Consider the following 24,696-nt stretch of genomic DNA (forward strand, 5'->3'; position numbering starts at 1 on the left):
GATGGCCACGTCGATGGTGCCGATGCGGGTGTCGAGCTCGCGGTGCCGGTAGCCGTTGCGGGAGTTGACCCGTTCCGGCGAGGCGATGCCGTACTCGGCGCCGCAGACCGCGTCGGCCTCCGCCGACAGCAGAGAGTTGATCACCGTGGACAGCAGGTGCCGCATCAGATCCGGTGACGCGTCGGTCAGTGCCTGGCCCAGCAGGCCGGCAGGGTCGATGATGTGAGGCGCGGTCATCGCGGTAGTCCCTTTCGAGAGTGCTGTGGAAGGTTCACTCGAAAGATCACGCGATGGCCGCGCTCTATGCCGGACGGGCTGTCCGACGATCACGCCAACCGCGTTACACCACTATCAGGGACGCCACTCCTGCAAGAGCAACGCTGATCCGCGCAGCGATGAGAGTCGGTGTAGCCCAACGCAGGCCGCATGACGGCGCAAGCACGCCAGTTGAGGGCGATGGAATATTGGGGGCTGCGGCAGTGGATGTCCCTCGCCCTGCCGCCCGGCACTGGTCCGGTCGCGCCCGCTCATCGAACTGTCGGATGTCTCCGGCGGTGTCCCGGGGATTTGGGCCGTGGCCCAGCCAGTGGCCATGCTGCTCGTTGCTGGCTCGGTCAGGGCACGATCGCGTATCTGCCGTTTGGCGGGACCGGCCGGGCAAGAGCGACGTTCGTGTAGGGGCGTTTGCTGGCTGATATCTCGCGCCTTCACGCTGGTGACGCCCTCTACCCGCGCGGCTCGCATCGGCGGCCGGCCTCAAGCCAACTGCACGGGCCGCTGTCGATGTTCCGACAGTCGGTGCTCTGAGCGTTGTGGTGATCGGCTTACTGCCGTGGGCGGTCGACGACGGTCTGACCTGGGGATATGTTTGATTCATGGCGGTGAGTCCCGCAGGCAGGCCGAGCGGTTTGGTCGGCTTCCGCGGCAGCAGGTGGCGGTGGCTCATGTGCTCGGTTCAGTTTCCGGCATGCCGCCGGCACCTGCCTCAGGTTCGGTGCCGCTCGACGACGTGGTCGTGGGGATGAGCTGGCTTGGGCGCCGCGCAGGCTGGCTGCGCGTCCACCTGATGTGCGCGGGTTGGGGAGAGGAGTGCGTCATGGGGAACTTCTATGAACGGACGAGCCACCGGCTATACGAGTTCGTCGTCTTCGTCACCGCGCCCGTCTGTGGTGTCCTGCTGGTCGCGCTGAACGTCCGGCCGCAGTCGGTGGAGGTGGCGATGCCCGATGCGATCAAAGTCTGCTGGGAGTTCGGCCTCATCGTGGTGGGCGTCGCGGGTTTGCTCGGCATGTTCTGGCCGGGGCAGCTCGGCACCGGGCTCGGCATCGAGCTCGCCGCGGTGCTGATGCTGGGCGCGATCGCGGCGATGTACGTCGTCGCGGTGCTGGCGGTCGCTGGCGGGCAGGCGGTGGTGGCCGCGTCGTTCGTCGGCGCCGTGGCGGTCGGCTCGTGGCTGCGCTCGGCCGAGATCGTGCGGTCCCTGCGCCTGCTCATCCGCCTGCACCAGGCCGGCGCCGATCCGTGCCCTGAGGGGCAGACATGATGACCGCGCAGGCGTCTGGCTCGCCGTACTGGGCGCAAGTGCTGATCTCCCTGCTCGGGTTGTTCGGCGGCGCCAGCGGCCTCGGCGTTATTGCCACGATCGCTGTGCAGCGGCGGAAGTTGAAGGCGGACACGGCCGGAGCGTTGACCGACGCGGCGCTGGCCTTGGTGCAGCCGCTGCGGACGCGGGTCACCGAACTGGAGACCGAGGCGCTGGCCGTCCGGGAACAGTTGGCGGCATCGCAGCGGGAACTGCAGGAACTGCGAACGACCGTGTGGGACCTGACCAGGACATTGCAACGATGGCGGGAAGCGATCTTCGCGCCAGGCGCCACCGTGCGCCGGATACAGGCTCTCGTTACGGAGGAGGACCGCGGCCCACACCGCCAGCGCGGCCGTGTCCAGTGACAACCGGGGGCCGATCGTTCCGGCCACGGCAGGGTTCACGGTTGACGGAGGAGGACCTCGCAGCCGAGGATGCGGGGGCTTCGCAGAACGAGGCACCGCCGTCAGTGCTGAGCGGAGCCAGGCCCGCCGCTGGCCAGGCTGGTTGCGCCCGCCGCTCCAATGCCGGTGACGGTACCGACCGGCGCAGTGCGTGAGCGGGCTGTTGAGCGGATGATCACCCGGCCGTGCTGCTATGGGCGGCCCCTGGTTGTCCGTCGCCCCGTCACCACACGCCGAAGGGCGGGCAGACAAGGAAGCTGGACCTGCCGGCTCGGGAAACCCTTCGCGGAGCGACGGGCGGGCATGAGAAGGCCACTCGCCCCCGACGCACGGCACGTCGATCTTCGCCCACATGTTCTGATCATCGGCCGAGACCTGGCGGTGCCAGGCGTGTTCCACCGATTGCGCCCTCCCTGTCCCAGGCGAGGGCGGGCCAGGGAGGATCTGAGCGGCGAGGGCCCGGCCTCCTTCCGACCACCTGCTGCCCGTTAACGTGACCGTCGACCGGTTGGGGGGAGCATTCCTGCCCGCCTTGGTGTGGCTTGTGGCCGGACCGGTCGCGACCGGAGCGGACGGCGACGTCGAAGAGCTCACCCAGTTCGACCCCCATCATCGACCCGGACGACGACTACAGGGTGAATACCACGCGGCGGACAGTCAGGCCGACTACGTCCTCGACGAAGGGCGCGCCGGTGCGGGCACCGCAGGCCACATAGAAGCCGACGGCAGATTCGCGCGCTTCCGCCCACACCACAGACTCGCCGGCCGCGCGCGCCCGATCCGCAACTGCGGCAAGCAGCCGGCGACCGTACCCTTGCCCCCGGTAGCTGGCGTCCACCGCCATCCCAAAGAAATATCGGGCTGGCACTTGAGGCTCGTCAGGGCAGGGCCATGCGGCATGGAACACTACAGCGGCAATGGCGTTTCCGTGCAGCAGCGCCAGGTGGGCTGCGTCGTCGCCGTGTATGCGCGTCGCGGACGGCACCGTCCAACCCAGCGCCCCGCGCCGCAGCCCGAAGGTCGCCTCCACCGGAACGTCTATGAGATGCATGCGATGACGCTAGGACCGGTTGCGCAAGATCGGCAGAACGCTCCCTGGACCGGGCGACGGCCGAGGACGCCGTCCAGGCGGCATTGTTCGTCGCGTGCCGCCGCTTCGGGGATCCCCGCCTGATGGAGTTCCGGCTTTGCCAGTTGTCGTGACCAATGCGGTGCGACGAGATCCTGGCCCTGCCTGCGGAGTGGGACTGGCATCGAGGGTGGGGCGCACGATGCGAGTGCGGGCCGAGGGCCGCCCTATTTCGGTGGGTCGCCGTGATCGGGTGCATGCTGCTGATCCTCGTGTCGGGCCGCCGTACCTGTGATACGCGTACTGCGGCCCGCTGGCCGGGGCGACGCGGGGCACCCCGGCCAGGCCGGGCGGATCAGCGCAGCGCGAAGAGGGTCGACGAGTTGTTGCGGGGTAGGGCGAGCGGACGCCGCACCGGTGAGCAGGTGTTGCGGCTGGCCCGGCCGGTCCAGAACGGCGATAACCGCCACATCGCGTGTGTGGTGGTGTGGCCGCCGACGGGGATGGTGTCTCGGTGGGTGTAGCCGTGCCGTTGGAACAGGTCGCGGTCGGCTTCGGTGAAGACCTCCGTGTAGGTGGGCAGGCTGAGCGTGTCCATCCAGCGCTGCGCTCCGGCGAGGACCGCAGCGGGGCGACCCGACTCCGCTGGGCCCGGTGCGGCGAGCAGCGCCAGGTGGTTGTGCGGCTCGGCGGGCCGTTGTGCGGCGAGGGCCTGGTCGAACTGGAGGAACCTTTTCTCATGTGCACCGCAGGCGTCGGCGAGCCGGTCGGCGTAGCGGGCGGGGGGTGGGATGGGTCGGTAGCGGTGGAACCAGGCGGTCGCGGCGGTGCGGTCCGGGAGCAGGAACGCGTCGCCGAAGAGCAGCGCGTGTTCGGTCCAGATCCGGGCGACGGCGGTGAGGATGGTCGGTCGGCGTCGCTCGTCGGGCACGAGCCAGGCGCCGAGGGGGGTGGGGGAGAGGGCTTCGGTGACGAGATCGGCGATCCGGTTGATGTCGGACCACCGGGCGCGGACGACGGGCATGGTCACGTTCATGGGTAACTCCTGGTCACCATGGTGATCGGGTATGTCGGGGAGGATGCCGGCGTCGTCGCGGGACCGCCGCGGGCCGGCGCGGGCCACCAGGGGCCGTCAGGGATGCGGGTATGCGGAGGCGCGCTGGTGCCGCGGACGGCACGCAAACGGCCCGCCGGTCAGGCGGGCCGGGTGCCCGGGCGGGGCGAGTGGGACGAGAGAAGGTGGCCGCGGGTCGGTTGGCAGCGGCGCCCTGCCAGGCTGGGCGGCGTCCATACCGACGTGGGGGCGTCGGCCGAGTCCCCGTGGACGGCGCCAAACGAGCTGGATCCACTGGTGCCGGGGACGGGCATGGCTGGCGTGGAGTCCGCGTCCGGCCGCAGCGGGCGCAGCCCGTCCGACCGAGCGAGGTGCGGTGGGGACGAGAGCTCTGTCGTCGAGAGAGCGCGGGAAGACCCCCGCGCGTGCGGGGACGACCCGGACCCGGCGCAAGAGGCCGAGATCGACCGGGGAAGCCCCCCGCGCGTGCGGGGACGACCTACTCCTGCAAGGGTCCGGCGACGCGTACCGGGGAAGACCCCCGCGCGTGCGGGGACGACGACCCCGTCACCGAAACGCCGTAGTCCGGCGAGGGAAGACCCCCGCGCGTGCGGGGACGACAACGGCACCACCTCCGGGGTGCGGCCCCACGGAGGAAGACCCCCGCGCGTGCGGGGACGACCGGACGTCGACCGCGAGGCCCGTCGACACCGGCGGAAGACCCCCGCGCGTGCGGGGACGACGGCGGCCTGACCCGTGGCATCGAGCAGGCCGGGGGAAGACCCCCGCGCGTGCGGGGACGACCTTTCTCGGCGGCGTCGCCGACGTCGCGGAAGGGGAAGACCCCCGCGCGTGCGGGGACGACCCGTCAGCGAGCAGGGTGCCCGACCACGCCGCCGGAAGACCCCCGCGCGTGCGGGGACGACCACAGCTCGAAGGGGGTCATGTCCGGATGCGGAGGAAGACCCCCGCGCGTGCGGGGACGACGAGGGGCGTCTGTTTCGACGCCTTCCCCAGGACGGAAGACCCCCGCGCGTGCGGGGACGACCTGGGCGAGGACACCCGCCGGCCCGACGCCTGGGGAAGACCCCCGCGCGTGCGGGGACGACGCCCCCGCCCCGCCGCCGGACCCGCCGACGTCCGGAAGACCCCCGCGCGTGCGGGGACGACTCATGGCGGCCATTGCGGCGGGAGAGTCCGGCCGGAAGCCCCCCGCGCGTGCGGGGACGACATCCGAGCAGGGCGACCAGCTGCGTTACTCGAAGGAAGACCCCCGCGCGTGCGGGGACGACGCGGCGAACGCGATCGCCGCACGTCCGGCCCACGGAAGACCCCCGCGCGTGCGGGGACGACGTCTCGACGGTCGCCTCTGATCCCTCAACCCGCGGAAGACCCCCGCGCGTGCGGGGAGGACGTTCGCCGGAGAAGCGACCGAGACCCAGGTCGTAGGAAGACCCCCGCGCGTGCGGGGACGACGGACAGCGGACGATGGGCGCGGCCCCGGTGATCGGAAGACCCCCGCGCGTGCGGGGACGACGGCGCACGTCCGTCGATGATCAGCGCCCGGTAGGGAAGACCCCCGCGCGTGCGGGGACGACGTCGTCCGGGACCGGTGGCCCTTGGATCTCGGGGGAAGACCCCCGCGCGTGCGGGGACGACATCCTGATCCCCGACACCTCCTGCCGTGCCGACGGAAGACCCCCGCGCGTGCGGGGACGACTCCCGGGCGCCGGTCGTCGCAGCGCTGGATGGGGGAAGACCCCCGCGCGTGCGGGGACGACGACCACCCCATCGGCCGTGACCTTGGCCGCACGGGAAGACCCCCGCGCGTGCGGGGACGACGTGCTGCCGACCGGTGGTGGCAAGACGGTGTGCGGAAGACCCCCGCGCGTGCGGGGACGACGGGGTGATCTGCTGGACGCCCGGCGTGGGTGTCGGAAGACCCCCGCGCGTGCGGGGACGACCCGCAGCGCGGGGTGCCGTTCCGGGTGGAGACGGGAAGACCCCCGCGCGTGCGGGGACGACATGGCACGCATGGCCGCCGCATCGTTGATGTATGGAAGACCCCCGCGCGTGCGGGGACGACGCGTCGCCGAGCCGCGACCCGTCGCCCTCCAGCGGAAGACCCCCGCGCGTGCGGGGACGACAACGGGTCCGGGCGGGCCGGTGGCGGGATCCGCGGAAGACCCCCGCGCGTGCGGGGACGACGTCACCCGCCCGGATGACGGCTACGGGCCGGGGGGAAGACCCCCGCGCGTGCGGGGACGACGCCGAGCGAGTGAGGTGGAGGACATCCCCGGACGGAAGACCCCCGCGCGTGCGGGGACGACCTCGACTGCTCGCGGCGGTCGGGGGCTCGCTCGGGAAGACCCCCGCGCGTGCGGGGACGACCGTGACGGGTCAAGGGGTTGAGGCGTCAAGGGGGGGAAGACCCCCGCGCGTGCGGGGACGACATCCGCTCGTACGCGCCGGAGAACGGCGTCTGCGGAAGACCCCCGCGCGTGCGGGGACGACAGTGCCCCGACGACGCACTGCCCGGCGAAGTCGGGAAGACCCCCGCGCGTGCGGGGACGACATCTGTGAGAGCAACGGCGGGCACGGGTTCAACGGAAGACCCCCGCGCGTGCGGGGACGACGTCTCGATCACGTCCGCGAGGAACGCCCGGAACGGAAGACCCCCGCGCGTGCGGGGACGACTCCGCCGATCGCGGACACGGCCGGATCAACGGCGGAAGACCCCCGCGCGTGCGGGGACGACGCCGGTCCACACGACAGTCAGGACCGCCCCAGGGGAAGACCCCCGCGCGTGCGGGGACGACAGGGCCCCCACCGGCATCCGGTGGGGGCCCTCGGGAAGACCCCCGCGCGTGCGGGGACGACCGCAGGTACCGGGCGATCTTCCCGGCCCCGTCGGGAAGACCCCCGCGCGTGCGGGGACGACTGCCGAACTGGACATGATCCGGGAGATGGCCGGGGAAGACCCCCGCGCGTGCGGGGACGACGATCAGGTACGGACCCGCTGGGCCGGAGATCCCGGAAGACCCCCGCGCGTGCGGGGACGACGGGCCGTCGGGGTGCCGCCAGTCCAACAGCCCGGGAAGACCCCCGCGCGTGCGGGGACGACGCCGCGTCCGCGTTCCCGAGAATCTGCGTGAGGGGAAGACCCCCGCGCGTGCGGGGACGACCGGTCGATCTCGTCAATGCGAGCCTTGAGCCGCGGAAGACCCCCGCGCGTGCGGGGACGACGCTCGCCGACCTGGGGGTTTATCAGGTGGGCGGCGCTAAAAACTTCAGTTGATTCATCAAGCTAACGCTGGTCTCTTCGAGCTCTTCATGGTGAGCCTTCCCCCGCCGAGGTGATCCATTATACGAAGATGCGCGTGCTGTCCGGCGAGGCTGTGAACCAGTCGATGGAAATGTAAGCGTGGTCTGGCGTTGAAGGTTTCTCGTTTGATCACGAGGAGCAACAATCCGCACAAAAGTTCGAAGATCGGTGACGCAGCTCCCGCCCAGGGATGTTTGGACTGTTGAGTCTGTCGGAAACGCGACTGGGAGAGCGTGAGGGGGAGGATTTGTCGGAGGCACCTCCTACAGTCCCGGACATGTCGTCGGATCGCACCGCTGTCCTCGCTGTGCTGTGGGGTAAATCTGATGCTGGCGGGCAGCCGAACCTGCTCCTTCAGCACCTGTTGGACACGGCGGCGGTCGCGGAGCTGATGTGGGATCACTACCTCGCCGGGCGTCTCAAGAGTTGGCTGGACGACGTATCTGGCAACAATGGGCGCGCCTTTTTCGCCCTCCTCTGTGGATGGCATGACGTCGGCAAAGCCTCACCGGCCTTCCAGGGCAAGGTCGACAAGCTGGCCCAGGCGGTTCGGGCCGCCGGTCTCACCTGGCGGAGGTTGGACCGTGAGTCGACCGGGTGGCACCATACCTGCGCCGGGGCGGTGATCATTCAGTCGGTGCTGCGCGAGGCGGGGTGGGGCGAGGAGGCAGTGGAGTGGGTGTGGCCGATGGTTGCCGGTCACCACGGCCTGCTGCCGTCGCGTGGCCCTGTCTTCAAGACCGCGGGCAGGCTCCGCAACGCGCAGGGTGCCGGTGTAGCTTGGCGGGCCACCCAAGCCGCCCTGGTCCATGCCGTTGCCGACGCCCTCGACGTTGATCTTGCAGGACTGGCGCCTGTGCAGGTGCCGCGTCGAGGCGAACAACTGGGGCTGTCCGGTTTCGTGATCATGGCGGACTGGATCGCCAGCAGTGATCACTTCCTGGGTGTTTTCAGCCTGGCCGAGGTTTCCATGGCCGCAGCCCGGCAACGGGCTGCCAAGGCGTGGGCGAAGCTGGAGCTGCGGGGCGGATGGGATGCTGCGCCGTACCGCCGGATGCCGGATCTGGTGGCGGCCCGCTTCGGGAAGGCCGCACGTCCGTTGCAGTCCGCCTGTGTAGAGCTGGCCGAGCAGATGGGCGCGCCGGGGCTCCTGGTCATCGAGGCGCCGATGGGCGAGGGGAAAACGGAAGGCGCCCTGGCCGCAGCCGAGGTGCTCGGTCGGCGGTTCGGCTGCGACGGCATCTTCGTGGGCATGCCGACCCAGGCGACCAGCGACCCGATGTTCGACCGGGTGCTCCAGTGGGCCGACCAGGTGGATCAGGACCTGCCGGTGGGCTTGCTGCATGGCAAGCGGATGTTCAACCCACGGTGGAATGCCCTCCAGCAGAAGACTCACTTCGCCGGGGTCGACGACCTTGGCTGCGATGACGAGTTCGGTATGGCCGGTGGTGGTCGATCGGTGCGTCCGGAGCATGCTCCGGCGCAGTGGTTCCTCGGGGCGAAGCGGGGCATGCTGATGCCGGTCACGGTCGGCACCGTCGATCACCTCCTGTACGCCGCGACCCGCAGCAAGCATGTGATGCTCCGGCACGCTGGACTGGCCGGGCGTGTGGTGATCCTGGACGAGATCCACGCCTACGACGTCTACATGTCGCAGTTCCTCCACGAGGCGTTGCGCTGGTTGGCGGATGCGGGCGTGCCGGTGATCCTGCTGTCGGCGACACTGCCGCCGCAGCAGCGGGAGAGCCTGATGCGGGCCTACCTGCAGGGCGTGCAGAGCCGCCGGGGGGTTGACCTGCCGGCCGTGGCGGAAATATCGGGTTACCCCGTGCTGCAGGCGCTCGTCGCGGCGGGAGGCGCGGTCACCTGCGCTACCCGGACGACCGCGTCTTGGCGGCCGTCGACCTCGGTGGCTGTGCACTTGCAGGAGGAGGCTCTGGATGGCGGTCCGGAGGCCGTGGTCAACCTCCTTGACGACGAGTTACGTGCCGGGGGCTGCGCCCTGGTCATTCGGAACACGGTCGGCCGGGCGCAACAGACCTATGAGGCGTTGGCTGAGAAGTGGGGCACCGGCGAGGTAATCCTGCTGCACGCCCGGCTGACGGTCGCTGAACGCGCCGCGCGTACCGGAAAGGCTCTGGATCTGTTGGGGCCGCCTGGCGGGAGTATCGTGCGGCCGCCGCGCCTGATCGTGGTGGCGACCCAACTCGCGGAGCAGTCCTTCGACGTGGACGCCGACCTGCTCGTCACTGATCTCGCACCGATCGACCTGTTGCTGCAGCGGGTCGGCCGGGTGCATCGGCACAGCCGGCCGGGGCGCACCCGGCCGCCCAAGGTCTTCGTGACCGGAGTGAGGACGCACCCGGCCGGGCCGCCGGTCTTTCCGTCCGGCAGCGAGCACATCTATGGGCGGTACCCGCTGCTGCGGGCCGCGGCGCTGGTCACCGACGCCGCCGCAGGTGACGGCTGGAGCATCCCCGCCGACGTCCCTGACTTGGTGCGTCGCGGATACGGAGACGGTGACATCGTTGCGGCGTCGTGGCAGGAGGCGACGGCGGCGGCGCAGCACAGTTGGCAGATGGAGCAGCGCAGAAGGCGGCAAGCGGCGGAGGTGTTCCTGCTAGCCGGCGAGAGCGAGCTTGGCGCCCCGACGCTGTCCGGGCTGCACGGACGGGCGACCGGCGAGGCACCCAGCGACGACGAGATGGCGGCGGTGGTGCGGGACGGCCCGGAGTCAGTGGAGGTGGTGCTCGTTCGGCAGGCCTGCGGTCGGTATCTCACCCTCGGCGGACGCAGCCTCGGCCCGACCGGCGATGTCGGCGACCCGGCGCTCGCCGAAGAGGTGGTCGGGTCGACCGTACGGCTGCCGGCCCGTCCCGCTGTCACCGAGGCGGCGAAGAAGCTCGAACCGCTGCCCGGCTGGTACGGCAACGGCTGGTTGTCGAAGTCCCACGCCTTGGTCCTCGACGAGCGCAACTCGGCCATCCTCGGCGGTCGACGGCTGACTTACGACAAGCACCTCGGCCTACTCGACGAGCGCGCATGACCGAGGTGCGAACCCGGGTGGCGGGGGCAACGTATGAAGACCATCGCAACGATCATCACCAACGCGGTGCATCGTCCATGACTCGTGACGAATTTACGGAGTGCTGATGGATAGCCCCTCATTCAATCTGGTGGACGAGGCGTGGATACCGGTCGTCGAGGGTGGCCGTCCCCGGGTGCTGTCGCTCATCGACGCGCTATCCCGGGCGCACGAGATCGATGGGCTGGCCACCGCCAATCCGCTGGAGGCTGTCGCTGTGTTGCGGCAGGTGCTGCTGCCGGTCTACCTGGACGCCTGTGGCATCCCGGACAGTGAGGGGGAGTGGAAACAGCGCTGGCGTGACGGCCACCTGCCGGCCGAGAGGATCAAGGAGTACCTGGGCGACCAGCGGGCCCGGTTCGACCTGTTCGGCAGCCGTCCGTTCGGCCAGGTGACGGGGTTGCGGACGGCCAAGGACGAGGACAAGCCGGCGTCGTTGCTGATCGCGGCGACGGCAACCGGCAACAACGTGCCGCTGTTCACGCCCCGGACCGAGGCGAACCCGCCGGCGTTGACCCCCGCCGAGGCGGCCCGGGCGATGCTGGCCACCCAGTGCTGGGACACCGCGGCGATCAAGTCGGGTGCGGCCGACGATCCCCAGGCGAAGGGGGGCAAGACCACGGGAAACCCGACGGGACCGTGTGGCGCGCTGGGTGTCACGGTGCCGATCGGCCGCAACCTCGCCGAGACTCTGTTGCTGAACAGCCCGATCGTGCGGCAGCCGCCCCCCGATGACGTGCCGCAGTGGCGGCGGGAGCGGGCGATGACCAGCGCCTGGGAAGTGCGGGGCCCGGTGGGGCTGTTGGATCTTCTGACCTGGCAGTCCCGCAGGGTGCGTCTCATCCCGGAGCGGAACGCCGCTGGTGAGATCGTGGTGCGCCGGGTTGTCCTTACCGCGGGTGACCGCATGCAGCCCTTGCCGCAGGACGTGGAGCCGCACACCGCGTGGCGGCGGGTCGACAAGCCCCGCGCCGGCCAGGCGCCGGTGGCGCCGGTGCGTCACCCCGTCGGGCGGGACGCCTGGCGTGGTCTGGGCCCGATGCTGGCCACTGTGCCGCAGGAGGGTGCTTCGTTCAGCAGCAGCATTCTCCTCGCCCAGCTGGCTGACCTTGGTGTCGATGATGTGCCGTTGCAGGTGTTGACCGTGGGTGTGGCGTACGGCAACCAGTCGGCCGTGGTCGAGGACGTCATCGCCGATCTGATTCCGTTGCCGCTGGCCGCATTCGCACCCGGTGAGGTGCGGCAGCTCATCGAGACGGTGGTGGTGCAGGCCGAGGATCTGCGTCGGGCCGGTAACCGGCTCGACGACGACCTGCGGCGGGCCAGCGGCGGTGACCCGGTGCCCTGGGACAAGGGGCTCCGGCCGGGTGACGCGCTGATGCAGGATCTCAACCGCGTGGTGCGCCGACTGCTGGCCGGGCTGCAACGTGACCCCGATCGGTACGACGACGCCGAAGACGCCTGGCGGACGGCAGCGCAATCGATGGCCCTCAAGGTGGCCGAGCCCGCACTGGCTGCGGCACCGCCGACGGCTTTTCTCGGGCGCGAGGACGGCAAGCAGAAGAAGGCCTACCGGGCCAGTTTGGCCGAGGTGTGGTACCGGGCGTCGGTCCGCAAGATCCTCGGTATCGAATCCTGATCCCTTCCGACTCAGCGGAGACATGTGGATGACCACCAGTGAGGGCACCGTACGGCAGGACCCGAGGCTGCACTTTTGGGAGCGGGACTACTCGAAGAAGTTGCCCGAGGGGAGGGATCTCGCCGCGCTGCGCGGCGGGCTGGGTCGGGAGGCCGGCGCCGTCCCGGCGATGTGGCCCCATTACACCCGGTTGCGGTCAGACGGGTGGGTCAGCCCCGACCTGCGTGCCGAGCACGCCGCTCTGGCTCTGTTCGCCGTGCATCAGCAGTCCCAATCGAGACTGATGCACCAGCCGAACGTCGGGCTGGGCCTGGCCATGGCGAAGCTTCGGGCCAGTGAAAGGTTCACCGTCGACGCGGTCAACAGGCGATTCGGTGCGGCGGCGACGGCGACCAGCTTCACCGAGGTCGTCGCGCACCTGCGGGGACTGGTGAGCCAGCTGCGCACCCTGAGCCCGGCCCAGCCGCTGGACTACACCCTGCTCTTCCAGGACCTGCGCGACTGGCAGGACCAGGACCGGGTGCACGCGGTCCGACGCCGATGGGGAGGGCAGTACTTCACCTTCCGCGAGGACACGCAGGCGCCGGCTGCAGCCGGCGCCGCCACCACGAAGGCTTAACCGAACCGCAGAAGCCCCGACCCTGGGCGCCTCGACTCATTACCTGCCCGATGCCCACCAGCAAGGAGATCCGGTGACCGAGCCACGTACCTACATTGACATTCACATTCTGCAGACCGTGCCGCCGTCGAACCTCAACCGAGATGACGCGGGCAGCCCGAAGCAGGCCGTCTACGGCGGGGCACGCCGCGCGCGGGTGTCCTCGCAGGCGTGGAAGCGTGCCACCCGCAAGGCGTTCCAGGACGAGCTGGGCATCCCCGCCGAGCAGCTCGGTACGCGTACCAAGCGGGTGTCGACGCTGCTGGCCTCGCGGCTGGCGGACCGGACCGGCCTGGACGGCGAGGCCGCCACCCGGCTGAGCAACGCTCTGCTGGCGCACGACCTCGACATCAAGCCCGGCAAGAAGGCCGCCGAGAGCGCCTATCTGCTGTTCTTCGGGCGCGGCCAGCTCGACGCCATCGTCGACCTGGTCGCCGAGCGGGCCGCCGAGCTGACCGCGCTCGCCGATGACGCGCTGGCCAAGGCCGTCGCGGACCTGCCGGTCCGCGCGCAGTTGACCGTCAAGCACCCGATCGACGTGGCGCTGTTCGGCCGCATGGTCGCCGACATCCCCGCCCTCAACGTGGACGCGGCCACGCAGGTGGCGCACGCCCTGTCGGTGCACTCAGTGGAGATCGAGTTCGACTACTACACGGCGGTCGACGACGAGAAGACAGCCGACGAGGACGCCGGCGCGGCGATGATCGGCACCGTCGAGTTCACCTCCGCGACGCTGTACCGGTTCGCCACCCTCGACGTGCACCACCTCGCCGGCAATCTCGACCAGGACCCGGAGGCGACGATCGAGGCCGTTCGGGCGTTTTTGCGCGCGTTCGTCACCTCGATGCCCACCGGGCACCAGAACACTTTCGCCCATCGCACGGTGCCCAGCGTGGTCAGTTACGTCGTCCGCGCAGACCAGCCGGTCAACCTCGTCTCCGCCTTCGAAAGCCCCATCCGCAGTCGGGACGGCATCGCCGCCAAGGCCGCGCTACGTCTGGCGGCAGAACTCAACCGGACCAGCACCGCCTGGGGCCTCACCCCCCTGGCGGTGGCCAGCGTTTACGACCCGGCCTCGACCGCCGCCGCGAGCACCCACCAGGACCGGGACACCGACGGTGCCAGCGTCGCCGAGGCGTTCGGGGCTGCGCGCAGCCTGGACGAGGCCATCGACGCGACCATCGCCGTCGTGCGGCCCCGACTGGACGAGTCGACGACGCCACGATGACCGACCACACCTCCTGCCTCGTCCTCCGGCTGGCCGGGCCACTGCAGTCCTGGGGCGGACGTGGGCAGTTCAACCGCCGTGACACCCTCGACGAGCCAACGAAGAGCGGCATCCTCGGGTTGCTCGCCGCCGCGCAGGGGCTACGTCGTCAGGAGTCGATCGAAGCGCTCCTCGGCCTGAGCCTCGGCGTCCGCACCGACCAGCCCGGCTCGCTGCTACGGGACTACCACACGGTCAGCGACCTGCGGGGCCGGCCGCTGCTGTCCGCCACGGTGAACGCCAAGGGCGTGCAGAAAGCCACGTCGCCGGCAAAGCACACGCACGTCACACACCGGTTCTACCTTCAGGACGCGGTGTTCGTGGCAGCGGTCAGCGGCCCGGTCGACCTGCTGCGCACCCTGGCCGACGCTCTCCGCAGCCCAGCCTTCCCGCTGGCCCTCGGTCGGCGGTCCTGCCCGCCAGCGATGCCCCTGCTCCTGACACCCGACAAGACAAACCGGGTCGATCAAGAGGCCCTCTGGGCAGGCGGGCCGCTCGACGTGCTCGGCCAGGTGCCCTGGCAAGCCAGCCAACGCCACCGCACCTCCCGGTTCGGCCGCGACGACCGCCCCTCGGTCGTCGACCTGCCGGTCACCGTCGACGACGAGGACGGCAACGACGTACGCGTTGACGTTCCCCACTCCTTCTACCCGCTGCACCGAGGGTTCAACACCCGCCGGGTACGCCAGGAATGGGTGCGCGTACCGACCGGCTGGCCCGACACCGGCCATACAGACCACGATCCCTTCGCGCTGCTCGGGTGGTAGCTGCCATGCCATACCTGTCCCGCATCCACCTCAACCCGCTGCGCCCCCAAGCGCAGCGGATGCTGCGCAACCCGCAGATGCTGCACGCCGCCGTCCTCGGCGGTCTCAGCCGCCAACCGGTGACAGAACGTGTCCTCTGGCGGCTGGAAACCCCACACCAGCACCAACTCGCGGTCCTCGTCCTGACCCAGTCGAAACCGTCCTGGGAACACCTGGTCGAACAAGCCGGCTGGCCCTCCGCCGACGAGCCGCAAGCCATGGTCAGGTCATACGAGCCGCTGCTCGACCAGATCCAGCGGGGACGGACCTTTGCATACCGGCTCAAAGCCAACCCCACCAGCGCAACCAAGAAACCCACGAGGCCATCCGAGGCGCAGGCCCGACATCTCGCAGGCGAGCGCCCCCGTGGCGTACGCGTCGCGCACCGCACCCTGTCCGACCAGCTCGACTGGCTCGTCGAGCGGTTGGGCCGCGCCGGGTGCACCGTGCCAACAGACATCGTCAACGGCAACGAGGTACCCGCCGTGCGAGCGACCGACCGGCACCGGCTTCGCTTCCACAAGACCGGCCGCCGAACGGACACACCTGCGGTGAACCTGGAGAGCGTCACCTTCGACGGCCTGGTGCAGATCGAGGACCCGAAGCTGGTGCGCCAGGCGCTGCTCGACGGGGTCGGCTCCGGCAAGGCGTACGGCTTCGGTCTGCTCACCCTCGCCCCGCCACGCGCCGAGGAACGCTGAGGTGTGGTGGCTGGCCGACCCGCAGGATCTGCACCGGGTCAGTGACCGGATCTCCAGCGTCTACGTCGAACGCTGCCACATCGACCGGGACGACAACGCCGTCGTGCTGGTCAACCGGGAACGCACCGTCCGGATACCCGCCGCTATGGTCGCCACCCTGCTCATCGGACCCGGCGCCCGCATCACCACCGCCGCCGTACGCCTGCTCGCCGACTCCGGCACCGCCCTGTGCTGGGTCGGCGAGAAAGGCGTCCGCCTCTACGCCTGCGGCATCGGCCCCAGCCGAGGATCCCAACTCCTCCAACGCCAGGCCTACCTGGTCACCCGCACCAAAGAACGCCTCGCCGTCGCCCGCCGCATGTACGGCATGCGATTCCCCGGTGAAGACGTCAGCGCACTGACCATGCAGCAACTACGCGGACGAGAAGGCGCCCGGGTCAAAAAGATCTACCGCTCCCACTCAGCCCGCACAGGAGTGCCATGGGACGGCCGGCTCTACAAACCCGGCCAACCCTTCGAAGCCGGCGACGACGTCAACCGGCTCCTGTCCGCCGGACACAGCTGCCTCTACGGAATCTGCCACGCAGCCATCGTCGGCCTCGGCGCGAGCCCCGGACTCGGCTTCGTCCACACCGGCGGGGCGACCTCCTTCGTCCTCGACATCGCCGACCTCTACAAGGCCGACTACACGATCCCACTCGCGTTCGACCTGGCCACCAAAGGCCTCACCAGCGAACGAGACGCACGGACCGCCTTCCGCGACCGGGTCACCGACGGGAAGCTGATGACCCGCATCGTCCAGGACATCAAGACACTGCTCCTCAGCGAAGACAACGAGATCATCGAACAGGACGCCCACGAACTCTGGGACGAGGACCTCGGCTCCGTGCCAGGAGGCATCAACTGGGCCACCGACTACGCCGACAGCCTCGATGGCAGCTCCTTCGTCGGAGTCACCGGACCTGATCTGGGCGAGCCTAAGGTGGACTTTTGACCGTCATCGTCCTCATCGCCGTAGCCGAAGGACTCCGCGGCCACCTCACCCGATGGATGATCGAAGTCGCCGCCGGCGTCTTCGTCGGCAACCCCAGCGCCCGCGTACGCGACCGCCTCTGGACACTCCTCGCCACCAGAGTAGGAGACGGACAAGCCATCATGATCGAACCAGCACAGAACGAACAAGGCTGGGCCATCCGCACCGCCGGCCGCGACCGATGGCTACCCGTCGACCTCGACGGACTGATTCTCTCAGCCCGACTCCGCCGATAAACCCCCAGGTCAACAAGGGTCGTCCCCGCACGCGCGGGGGTCTTCCCGCATCCGACGGACGACTCATCTCGTCTAGCCCGTCGTCCCCGCACGCGCGGGGGTCTTCCGCGCGGTCTGGCCCGAACGAGCGCCGGCATGGTGTCGTCCCCGCACGCGCGGGGGTCTTCCGCGCTGATCTGCTGGAGGGCTTTGCCGCCCTGAGTCGTCCCCGCACGCGCGGGGGTCTTCCCCTGTGGCGTCGCATGTGGGCGGTCGCCCAGACGTCGTCCCCGCACACGCGGGGGTCTTCCGTCCAAGGCCGGATGGGCGGTCGGCTTCGGCGCGTCGTCCCCGCACGCGCGGGGGTCTTCCTCGCCCGGGCTCTCCGGCGGTAAGTCTGCGTTGGTCGTCCCCGCACGCGCGGGGGTCTTCCCCTCATCAACCCGGAGACGGGCCGGATGGCGCTGTCGTCCCCGCACGCGCGGGGGTCTTCCTTCGGACTACCGGGCACGGGCGTGGCGACTTCAGTCGTCCCCGCACGCGCGGGGGTCTTCCGCGGGCCAACCAGAAGTGATCGAGTCTCCGCGCGTCGTCCCCGCACGCGCGGGGGTCTTCCCATGGTCCGGCGTAGGCGGAACGTGGACCGCAGGTCGTCCCCGCACGCGCGGGGGTCTTCCGTGATGTCCAGTGGGGAGCCGGAGCTGGCGGACGTCGTCCCCGCACGCGCGGGGGTCTTCCGCGCGCCGATACGTTCCTGTCCGGGCTGCTCGGGTCGTCCCCGCACGCGCGGGGGTCTTCCCTCCTCCTCACCGCGGTCGTCGGCAGCGACCGTGTCGTCCCCGCACGCGCGGGGGTCTTCCCCGGCCGTACGCGGAGCAGGACTGCCTCTTGATGTCGTCCCCGCACGCGCGGGGGTCTTCCGTTCCGCGTGGTCGGGTCGCGGTTGCAGCTGCGGTCGTCCCCGCACGCGCGGGGGTCTTTCCCTTTTTGTCGGATACCTGACAGTTGGCACGGTGTCGTCCCCGCACGCGCGGGGTCTTCCCGCCCGGTCGTCGCGCTCCCGGTTGTTGCGGATGTCGTCCCCGCACGCGCGGGGGTCTTCCCGGGTTGTCCTCGTCCTTCTGCCGCACCAGCCGGTCGTCCCCGCACGCGCGGGGGTCTTCCGTACATGCCGATGAGCAGGATTCCCCCGCCGAGGTCGTCCCCGCACGCGCGGGGGTCTTCCCCTCGGCTCCGAGGTGTCGCAGGCCGCTATCTCGTCGTCCCCGCACGCGCGGGGGTCTTCCTGCGGACAGGTCGGACACCTCGCGCGGTTACACGTCGTCCCCGCACGCGCGGGGGTCTTCCCGAGGTGATGTTGCCGGGTACGGGCATCGGCCGGTCGTCCCCGCACGCGCGGGGGTCTTCCCACAGGGCGAATCTCGCCCTACTCGATCGATATGTCGTCCCCGCACGCGCGGGGGTCTTCCGGTCATCGGCTCTGTGGACGGTGTCTGATGAGTGTCGTCCCCGCACGCGCGGGGGTCTTCCGCCCATCGGCTGTGGCAGAGAGATTCCCGAAGAGTCGTCCCCGCACGCGCGGGGGTCTTCCGTTCGGTGACTTCGATCAGGTCGACATTACTCAGTCGTCCCCGCACGCGCGGGGGTCTTCCGACCGGTTCACCGACTCCCACCTCGCGGAACGCGTCGTCCCCGCACGCGCGGGGGTCTTCCGCCCGGGTCTACCAGGGGGCCCCGTCTCCTGGCGTCGTCCCCGCACGCGCGGGGGTCTTCCGTGGACGCCCATCTCCTACGACATCGACCTCGGGTCGTCCCCGCACGCGCGGGGGTCTTCCGGTCTTCAGCGGCCAGGCTGACGGAGCAGCCGAGTCGTCCCCGCACGCGCGGGGGTCTTCCGCGGGCGTTCTCCGGGGTGCTGGTGTCGTACACGTCGTCCCCGCACGCGCGGGGGTCTTCCGACCTCACCGAGCCGGAGGTCGCCGCGTTGGAGGTCGTCCCCGCACGCGCGGGGGTCTTCCAAAGCCCCTGACCGTCCCCCGCCCCCACAAGGCGTCGTCCCCGCACGCGCGGGGGTCTTCCTCCGTCACGGCTGCCCCCCGCTGTCGGTCGCGCGTCGTCCCCGCACGCGCGGGGGTCTTCCCGGATCGGCGTCGGCGACGACCTCGATCGAGGTGTCGTCCCCGCACGCGCGGGGGTCTTCCGCAGACCGTGTCCCGGCAGATGCTCGACATGTCGTCGTCCCCGCACGCGCGGGGTCTTCCTCGCCCAGATCCTCCGTCGACTCCTTCGCCCGCGTCGTCCCCTCACGCGCGGGGGTCTTCCATGCACGACCGAGCTGACGTCGTGGGGGCCCGCGTCGTCCCCGCACGCGCGGGGGTCTTCCCGGACCGTGGCGATCGGGTCCGGGTCGCTGAAGGTCGTCCCCGCACGCGCGGGGGTCTTCCCGTGTTGCTCGACGAGGTGGCGCTGGTGTCGGCGTCGTCCCCGCACGCGCGGGGGTCTTCCCCAGCACGTCGTCGAGGACCTCGTCGACGCGAAGTCGTCCCCGCACGCGCGGGGGTCTTCCGCTGCCGTTGGTCCGGGGTGCCGTTGGCATCGAGTCGTCCCCGCACGCGCGGGGGTCTTCCGTTCTTCACGATGCAGGCGGGGGTGCCGGACCTGTCGTCCCCGCACGCGCGGGGGTCTTCCGTGCGTGAGGCAGCGCGCGGTGCGTACATCAACGTCGTCCCCGCACGCGCGGGGGTCTTCCGACGGTCGGCCGCTGGCTGAACTGCGAGGTCGAGTCGTCCCCGCACGCGCGGGGGTCTTCCTGGGGATTGTGTGGCCGGCGCTCTCCGACTCGCGTCGTCCCCGCACGCGCGGGGGTCTTCCGTCCCGCTCCCGCTCGGCGTCACCGATGAGGGCGTCGTCCCCGCACGCGCGGGGGTCTTCCGGACACGCGGATTCCGTCGCGGCAGGAGGTCGCGTCGTCCCCGCACGCGCGGGGGTCTTCCGATCGTCGGCCCGTACGCGACGGCGCAGATGGAGTCGTCCCCGCACGCGCGGGGGTCTTCCCCGGATCTGCCCCGCGACGCGGTGATGCGGGAAGTCGTCCCCGCACGCGCGGGGGTCTTCCGCCTGCTCCGGTGTCATGTCGTCCTCCAGTAGCGTCGTCCCCGCACGCGCGGGGGTCTTCCCCGGACGCGGTACACGCGGCCCGCCCTGAACGTGTCGTCCCCGCACGCGCGGGGGTCTTCCCCAGGGCGGCCCGCTACGGACGCATCGCGGCCTGTCGTCCCCGCACGCGCGGGGGTCTTCCGCGGGTTGGCTGGTCGCGTTCGCCCCCGGCGACGTCGTCCCCGCACGCGCGGGGGTCTTCCGTCGCCATCGACCTTCAGGGCGTGACCGGCCGCGTCGTCCCCGCACGCGCGGGGGTCTTCCGCCGGTCAGCGACATTCAGACGCAGATCGCCGAGTCGTCCCCGCACGCGCGGGGGTCTTCCCGCGTTCCGGATCCTGCACAAGGCTGCCTGATCGTCGTCCCCGCACGCGCGGGGGTCTTCCCGATGTCTGACTCCACGCGGGCCGTCTCTGTCAGTCGTCCCCGCACGCGCGGGGGTCTTCCCACGGGTGGGGGAGTCTGGTTCCCCGGCTCCGTGTCGTCCCCGCACGCGCGGGGGTCTTCCGGGGGGAACGATGCACAGTCACTTCAGCGGGCTGTCGTCCCCGCACGCGCGGGGGTCTTCCGACGGAGACGGACTACCGGCCCGGCTTGCTCGGGTCGTCCCCGCACGCGCGGGGGTCTTCCCTCGCCCCACGTCGGCTCGGCGTCGTCCTGCGCGTCGTCCCCGCACGCGCGGGGGTCTTCCGGGCAGCGACCCTGACCGCGCCTTCTACACGCAGTCGTCCCCGCACGCGCGGGGGTCTTCCCGGAACTACGATCTCGGCTACCTGCCCCGCTTTGTCGTCCCCGCACGCGCCGGGGTCTTCCTTCGAAAAGCCGTCGCCAGCAGACCATGAATCCGTCGTCCCCGCACGCGCGGAGCCGGTCGGTGGTGACCGCGTCGAGGAACGCGGCGAGGTATGGCGCTGTCCAGACGGCCACCGCCGGATGTCGGCCGGTCGCCCGCTACTCCGCGACGCGCGCCGCGGTCCAGACCTGGGCGTGCGGCTTGCGGTAGGACGGGAGTTCGAGGTGGCGTATCGGGTTGGCCTCGAGCAGACCTTCACGGACGGCGAGGTTGAGTGCCGCGCGGAGGGTGGTCCGCAGGTGTTGCAGGCACGAGGGCGTCTGAAGCTGGCCGCGGCCGTTGGTGGTCTGCGCGATCTCGTCGAAGCCTTTACGGATTCGGCGGATGTTGAAGTCCTCCAGGGTGATTCTGCCCATGTGCGGGATGAGGAACTGCTCGACATCCCGGGTGTATGCGGCCAGGGTGGTAGGCCGGATCCTCGTGCGCGTCGACAGCCAGTACCGCAGCTACCGTTCGACGGTCCATCCCCGCGCGGTGCGTTCCTCGCCGGGGTCGGGGCCAGCCACTCGTCTCGTGCCTTGCTGGCGGCGGCCTTGGACCGGAAACCGCCGCGACGTGCGCGCGCCGGTCCGCCGAACGCGTCGGCTGCGGAGCAGTCGAAATATCAGCTGCCGTGCCCGCGTTCCGGCAGGCGGAGACAGTCCTGCTCGAGCGGCCTCTTGGTGCCACTGTCGCGGCAGCCGCACCGCTTGTAGATCTTGCCCGGACCAGCCATGACGTTCTCCCCTCACGCATCTACAAGGAGTGTGAGGGCCGGTAGTACTCGCGCCAAGGGCCGAGGTGGGCGAACCGTCGGCCCATCGCGGCGCTCAACGTCGATGCGATCGCGGGTTGCGCGCGTCTCGGTAGTTGACGTTGTGACGCAGGTCGTGCAGCCGCACCGGGGGTGACCCTATCCCGCCTGCTGGAGAGAAGTGCTCGGCGGGCATCAGGGGCTGCCGAGGGTATGGGTCACGGCGACTCAAAGACCGTTGACTCCTGTCCTGGACAACCTGCCTGCATCGCAGTGAGAGCGGTATCGAGCGCTGTGCGTCGTCAGGCGCGGTACGCCGTCTACCCGTCTCGGCGGGCGGACGCAGGCGCATCATGAGTTCACCGGGCTACCGGCAGACGCACTCTCGTAGCCGATGAGAGTGCGTTGATCGCTGCGGACACAGCCTGAACGAATTCGGCAACAGGGTCGACGATCTTCTTGCCGGCGTCGATGCCCTGCGTGGCGGCAGGTGCGTTGGTGGAGGTCTTCGCGCTATGGGGTTCCACTGTCTCACGCGCTGGTCGGCGATCCTGTCCGAGGTAGACCACTGCGTCATCGACGGGACGAGCGGCTTCCCGGGCCGCTTCTGGCGTCCCGGGAAGGCGTTGTTGTTCCGACCGCTCATGATCGGTTAGGAACTACTGTCCGATCATCTCCCTGCTTCGGGTCGCCTGCTGCGACCGCAGGGGCAGGTAGATGCCTTGGTCGCGGACGATCTGTTGGCCTTGTTCGCTGAGGATCAGGCGGAGGAGTTCCGCGAAGATCGGGTTGACCGGCTGCTGGGGGTCGCGGTTGAGGTTCAGGTAGATCAGTCGGCTCAACGGGTAGGACGCGGTGGCGACGTTCTCGTAGGTCGGTGCGTACGTCGGGCTGTCGTTGTGGTCGGACAGGGCGAGCATCTTCACTGGGTGGTCCACATACGCCAGGCCGGTGTAGCCGAGAGCGTACTTGTCGTTCGCGATGTGCTCGGCGAGTTTGAAGACGGTGCTCTCCCAGGTAACGTTCGGGTCCTTCGGGGTGTCCGCGGTTTCGACGCCGGGGCGCCATTCGCCACGGTTGCCGTTGTAGTTCAGCACGCGCTGCCGGGCGAACTCTTCGAAGCCGTTCCACGGCTTGAGGCCGTAGATGTGGATCGGCTTGTCCGCCCATTCGCCGGTGAGGCCAAGGTCGCCCCAGGTTCGGATAGGCGCGCCCCCGCGGTGGCGGGTCGTTGACAGGATGGCGTCGAGTTGGTCGAACGACAGTTGTTCGATCGGGTTGTCCTTGTGGACCGCGAAGCCGAGAGCGTCCAGGAATCCGAAATGGCGGTAGCTGCCGCCGGAAATCGGTACGCTGAACGGGTCATAGCCGAAGGCGTCCCGGAATCCTGACACGTCCGTCGGCTTGAGCTCCCGCGAGACGAAGACGCAGTCCAGATTGCCCTCGATCAATTCCAGGGCGCCAAGACTGCCGGCGTACGGAGGGTCGACCGAGATGTTGACCTTCGGGTAGTACTCCTTCAACTTGGCGATCCAAGCCTTGGCCAAGCCGGGCAGGACATCGGAGGAGGCGCATCTCAGGTCGCCCCTGAGTTCGTTGCGCTTGTAGGCCGGGTTGAAGGTGGGCAGGGCGGAATCGAGGGACGGCTGGAGCAGTTCCGGCTGCGGCAACTCCCGGCCGTGTTCACGGCCGTGTTCCTTCTCTTCCTCGGTGAGCGGAATGTTGGTGTCCAAGGGCGGAACACCCCAGGACACGAGGCCGGGTGTCGACCCGGTCCCGGCCGCCTGCACGGCGGCCGCCCCGCCGAACGCGAGAGCTGAGACTAGACCGAGCGCGGTCAAACTTCTAGAGAGTCTGTTCATGAGGGATCACGAGTCACTTTCTTGGCGAGCTGAAACAGCTTGTCCCCGTATTTGTTCCAGTGCTGCCGTCGGCCACCGGGTCAACCAAAGGTCGGCTGCTGAGGCGGTAACGCCAACGTGCTGAGAGGATCGCCTAGTTCGTTGCGACACCTGAACTGGTCACCTCATTCCGACCTGCGCAAAGTCGGCTTGTGGCCGCCTTACACTCGGCAGTCTTCTCGCAACAAGCCGAACCGACTGCTCTGCACATCCACGGAGCCGTTTCTGACGGGTTTCGGGAATGTTGCGAAGGTCACCGTGGACACGGACATTAGGTTAATCACCTACGTATATCAATGTTTGTGTAACTAATGAAAGTAGCGTACATAGTTGTCCGCACCACCCAATCCTGATCATGGCGGTCCATCACTGACAGCGCCCGTGCGCCCCTCTGATCCGACCGATCGGGAACCAGCGGCTGTCCCGCGACGTCGGTCTTCGGATGAGCCTGCTGTTGATCGCGGCGGTGGTGTTCACGCTGGGTGGGCCGCTGCTTCCGCCCCCCAACGGGGACAGTTCGGGTGCGGCGCGGGCCTGGTACGCCGCGCCGGGTGAGCGGGCACGTGGCGGTGCAGAGCCTGCTGCTGGCGCCGCTTCGGGGCTTCGGGGTCAAGGTTAAAAAGGGCATCGGGCCGCGGGTGCCGTTGGTGCATCTGAAGACCTGCGGCTCGTGGGGCTGCCATGAGCGGGACGTGCCGCTGCACGTCTTCGGCCCGACGAGCGCCATGCCCTGCCCATCGGGGTCCGCCACACCCGACGCAGCGGGCGTCGCGCACCTGCTCGGCCCTGGACCCGTGTACGGCTACGCGCCGGTACCCGAGTTGACGTTGGAGCAGGTCACCGGTGGGTCGGCCAAGACTTGGACGTTGATGCCGTGGCATTTGTGCTTCCCCTGGACCGCGCTGACGAAATCAGGATCCAGAACACCGCCACAACCCTTTGTGACTATGACGGTCGTAAGCAGCTCCAGTCAAGGCGACCGCGTAGCCGTGAATGAGGCCGATTGACCTGCGGCTATGTAGCCGGTCGGGGTGGCGTGAGGCAGGTGCGGCCCCCGTGGCGATTTGGGGTTGCTGACATCGTCACGACTCCGAGTGAGGATATCGTCCGCTGACGCCACCGTGGCCGATCGACGCCCGCCATTGCCCTGGATGCGCGGATGTTGCATGATCTCTGTTGTCTCAGCCTCCTCACCTTTTAACGGGGGATTTT

Annotated in this window: 16 protein-coding genes and 2 CRISPR repeat arrays; of the genes, 11 read left to right on the forward strand and 5 right to left on the reverse strand. The window is 69.7% G+C overall.

Annotated elements, in window-relative coordinates:
* Positions 1 to 237 (reverse strand): transposase (locus tag AB0I41_RS28745; RefSeq protein ID WP_357113715.1); only part of this gene is annotated, 237 nt, incomplete at its 3' end.
* Between the two features lie 757 nt (positions 238 to 994).
* On the opposite strand from AB0I41_RS28745, the gene AB0I41_RS28750 reads away from it, so the two are divergent.
* The gene (locus AB0I41_RS28750; RefSeq protein ID WP_357113716.1) at positions 995 to 1,543 is read left to right on the forward strand and encodes a hypothetical protein; all 549 of its coding nucleotides are present in this window, start codon (positions 995 to 997) and stop codon (positions 1,541 to 1,543) included.
* Positions 1,540 to 1,950: a hypothetical protein gene (locus AB0I41_RS28755; protein ID WP_357113717.1), complete on the forward strand. Its 411-nt coding sequence runs from the start codon at positions 1,540 to 1,542 to the stop codon at positions 1,948 to 1,950. The genes AB0I41_RS28750 and AB0I41_RS28755 overlap by 4 nt, the downstream gene beginning before the upstream one ends.
* Positions 1,951 to 2,617: 667 nt before the next feature.
* Here AB0I41_RS28755 and AB0I41_RS28760 read toward each other — a convergent pair.
* Both AB0I41_RS28760 and AB0I41_RS28765 read right to left on the reverse strand, forming a co-directional pair.
* Positions 2,618 to 3,040: a GNAT family N-acetyltransferase gene (locus AB0I41_RS28760; protein ID WP_357113718.1), complete on the reverse strand. Its 423-nt coding sequence runs from the start codon at positions 3,038 to 3,040 to the stop codon at positions 2,618 to 2,620.
* A 373-nt stretch (positions 3,041 to 3,413) separates the two neighbouring features.
* Positions 3,414 to 4,094, reverse strand: a complete 681-nt coding sequence (locus AB0I41_RS28765) for a hypothetical protein (protein ID WP_357113719.1) — start codon at positions 4,092 to 4,094, stop codon at positions 3,414 to 3,416.
* Between the two features lie 428 nt (positions 4,095 to 4,522).
* Positions 4,523 to 7,358: direct repeats of the CRISPR family, unit length 28 nt; unit sequence GGAAGACCCCCGCGCGTGCGGGGACGAC.
* 356 nt (positions 7,359 to 7,714) lie between these two features.
* On the opposite strand from AB0I41_RS28765, the gene cas3 reads away from it, so the two are divergent.
* From cas3 to cas2e, 8 genes are all read left to right on the forward strand, one after another.
* Positions 7,715 to 10,483, forward strand: a complete 2,769-nt coding sequence (gene cas3, locus AB0I41_RS28770) for a CRISPR-associated helicase Cas3' (protein ID WP_357113720.1) — start codon at positions 7,715 to 7,717, stop codon at positions 10,481 to 10,483.
* Between the two features lie 106 nt (positions 10,484 to 10,589).
* Positions 10,590 to 12,161 carry a type I-E CRISPR-associated protein Cse1/CasA gene (gene casA / locus AB0I41_RS28775; RefSeq protein WP_357113721.1) on the forward strand — a complete coding sequence of 524 codons (1,572 nt, stop codon included), beginning with the start codon at positions 10,590 to 10,592 and terminating at the stop codon, positions 12,159 to 12,161.
* Between the two features lie 28 nt (positions 12,162 to 12,189).
* Complete coding sequence (gene casB / locus AB0I41_RS28780) at positions 12,190 to 12,780, forward strand: type I-E CRISPR-associated protein Cse2/CasB (RefSeq protein WP_357113722.1); 591 nt, start codon at positions 12,190 to 12,192, stop codon at positions 12,778 to 12,780.
* Positions 12,781 to 12,853: 73 nt separating this feature from the next.
* Positions 12,854 to 14,047, forward strand: coding sequence for a type I-E CRISPR-associated protein Cas7/Cse4/CasC (gene cas7e / locus AB0I41_RS28785; RefSeq protein WP_357113723.1), 1,194 nt, complete (start codon positions 12,854 to 12,856; stop codon positions 14,045 to 14,047).
* Positions 14,044 to 14,853 (forward strand): type I-E CRISPR-associated protein Cas5/CasD, encoded by an 810-nt coding sequence (cas5e, locus tag AB0I41_RS28790; protein WP_357113724.1) that lies wholly within the window; start codon positions 14,044 to 14,046, stop codon positions 14,851 to 14,853. The genes cas7e and cas5e overlap by 4 nt, the downstream gene beginning before the upstream one ends.
* Before the next feature lie 5 nt (positions 14,854 to 14,858).
* Positions 14,859 to 15,593: a type I-E CRISPR-associated protein Cas6/Cse3/CasE gene (gene cas6e, locus AB0I41_RS28795; protein WP_357113725.1), complete on the forward strand. Its 735-nt coding sequence runs from the start codon at positions 14,859 to 14,861 to the stop codon at positions 15,591 to 15,593.
* Between the two features lies 1 nt (position 15,594).
* Positions 15,595 to 16,587 (forward strand): type I-E CRISPR-associated endonuclease Cas1e, encoded by a 993-nt coding sequence (gene cas1e, locus AB0I41_RS28800; protein WP_357113726.1) that lies wholly within the window; start codon positions 15,595 to 15,597, stop codon positions 16,585 to 16,587.
* A complete protein-coding gene (cas2e, locus tag AB0I41_RS28805) occupies positions 16,584 to 16,862 on the forward strand; it encodes a type I-E CRISPR-associated endoribonuclease Cas2e (protein WP_357113727.1) in 279 nt (92 codons plus the stop codon). Before cas1e ends, cas2e begins: the two co-directional genes overlap by 4 nt.
* 18 nt (positions 16,863 to 16,880) lie before the next feature.
* A CRISPR array of direct repeats spans positions 16,881 to 20,871; the repeat unit is 28 nt; unit sequence GTCGTCCCCGCACGCGCGGGGGTCTTCC.
* A gap of 77 nt (positions 20,872 to 20,948) precedes the next feature.
* On the opposite strand, the gene AB0I41_RS28810 is transcribed toward cas2e, so the two are convergent.
* Positions 20,949 to 21,206: a hypothetical protein gene (locus AB0I41_RS28810; RefSeq protein ID WP_357113728.1), complete on the reverse strand. Its 258-nt coding sequence runs from the start codon at positions 21,204 to 21,206 to the stop codon at positions 20,949 to 20,951.
* Positions 21,207 to 22,242: 1,036 nt separating this feature from the next.
* Positions 22,243 to 23,316, reverse strand: coding sequence for a substrate-binding domain-containing protein (locus AB0I41_RS28815; protein ID WP_357113729.1), 1,074 nt, complete (start codon positions 23,314 to 23,316; stop codon positions 22,243 to 22,245).
* 719 nt (positions 23,317 to 24,035) lie between these two features.
* On the opposite strand from AB0I41_RS28815, the gene AB0I41_RS28820 reads away from it, so the two are divergent.
* The gene (locus AB0I41_RS28820) at positions 24,036 to 24,491 is read left to right on the forward strand and encodes a hypothetical protein (protein WP_357113730.1); all 456 of its coding nucleotides are present in this window, start codon (positions 24,036 to 24,038) and stop codon (positions 24,489 to 24,491) included.
* The last annotated feature ends 205 nt before the right edge of the window (positions 24,492 to 24,696 follow it).

The sequence above is a fragment of the Micromonospora sp. NPDC050200 genome, from assembly GCF_040656135.1.
Taxonomy (GTDB): domain Bacteria; phylum Actinomycetota; class Actinomycetes; order Mycobacteriales; family Micromonosporaceae; genus Micromonospora.

What these genes read in the sequence shown, in the direction of transcription:
- AB0I41_RS28755 (WP_357113717.1), top strand. Translation starts at nt 1,540, where the DNA reads ATGATGACCGCGCAGGCGTCTGGCTCGCCGTACTGGGCGCAAGTGCTG.
- casA (WP_357113721.1), top strand. Translation starts at nt 10,590, where the DNA reads ATGGATAGCCCCTCATTCAATCTGGTGGACGAGGCGTGGATACCGGTC.
- AB0I41_RS28765 (WP_357113719.1), bottom strand. Translation starts at nt 4,094, where the DNA reads ATGAACGTGACCATGCCCGTCGTCCGCGCCCGGTGGTCCGACATCAAC.
- cas5e (WP_357113724.1), top strand. Translation starts at nt 14,044, where the DNA reads ATGACCGACCACACCTCCTGCCTCGTCCTCCGGCTGGCCGGGCCACTG.
- cas3 (WP_357113720.1), top strand. Translation starts at nt 7,715, where the DNA reads ATGTCGTCGGATCGCACCGCTGTCCTCGCTGTGCTGTGGGGTAAATCT.
- casB (WP_357113722.1), top strand. Translation starts at nt 12,190, where the DNA reads ATGACCACCAGTGAGGGCACCGTACGGCAGGACCCGAGGCTGCACTTT.
- cas6e (WP_357113725.1), top strand. Translation starts at nt 14,859, where the DNA reads ATGCCATACCTGTCCCGCATCCACCTCAACCCGCTGCGCCCCCAAGCG.
- AB0I41_RS28810 (WP_357113728.1), bottom strand. Translation starts at nt 21,206, where the DNA reads ATGGGCAGAATCACCCTGGAGGACTTCAACATCCGCCGAATCCGTAAA.
- AB0I41_RS28760 (WP_357113718.1), bottom strand. Translation starts at nt 3,040, where the DNA reads ATGCATCTCATAGACGTTCCGGTGGAGGCGACCTTCGGGCTGCGGCGC.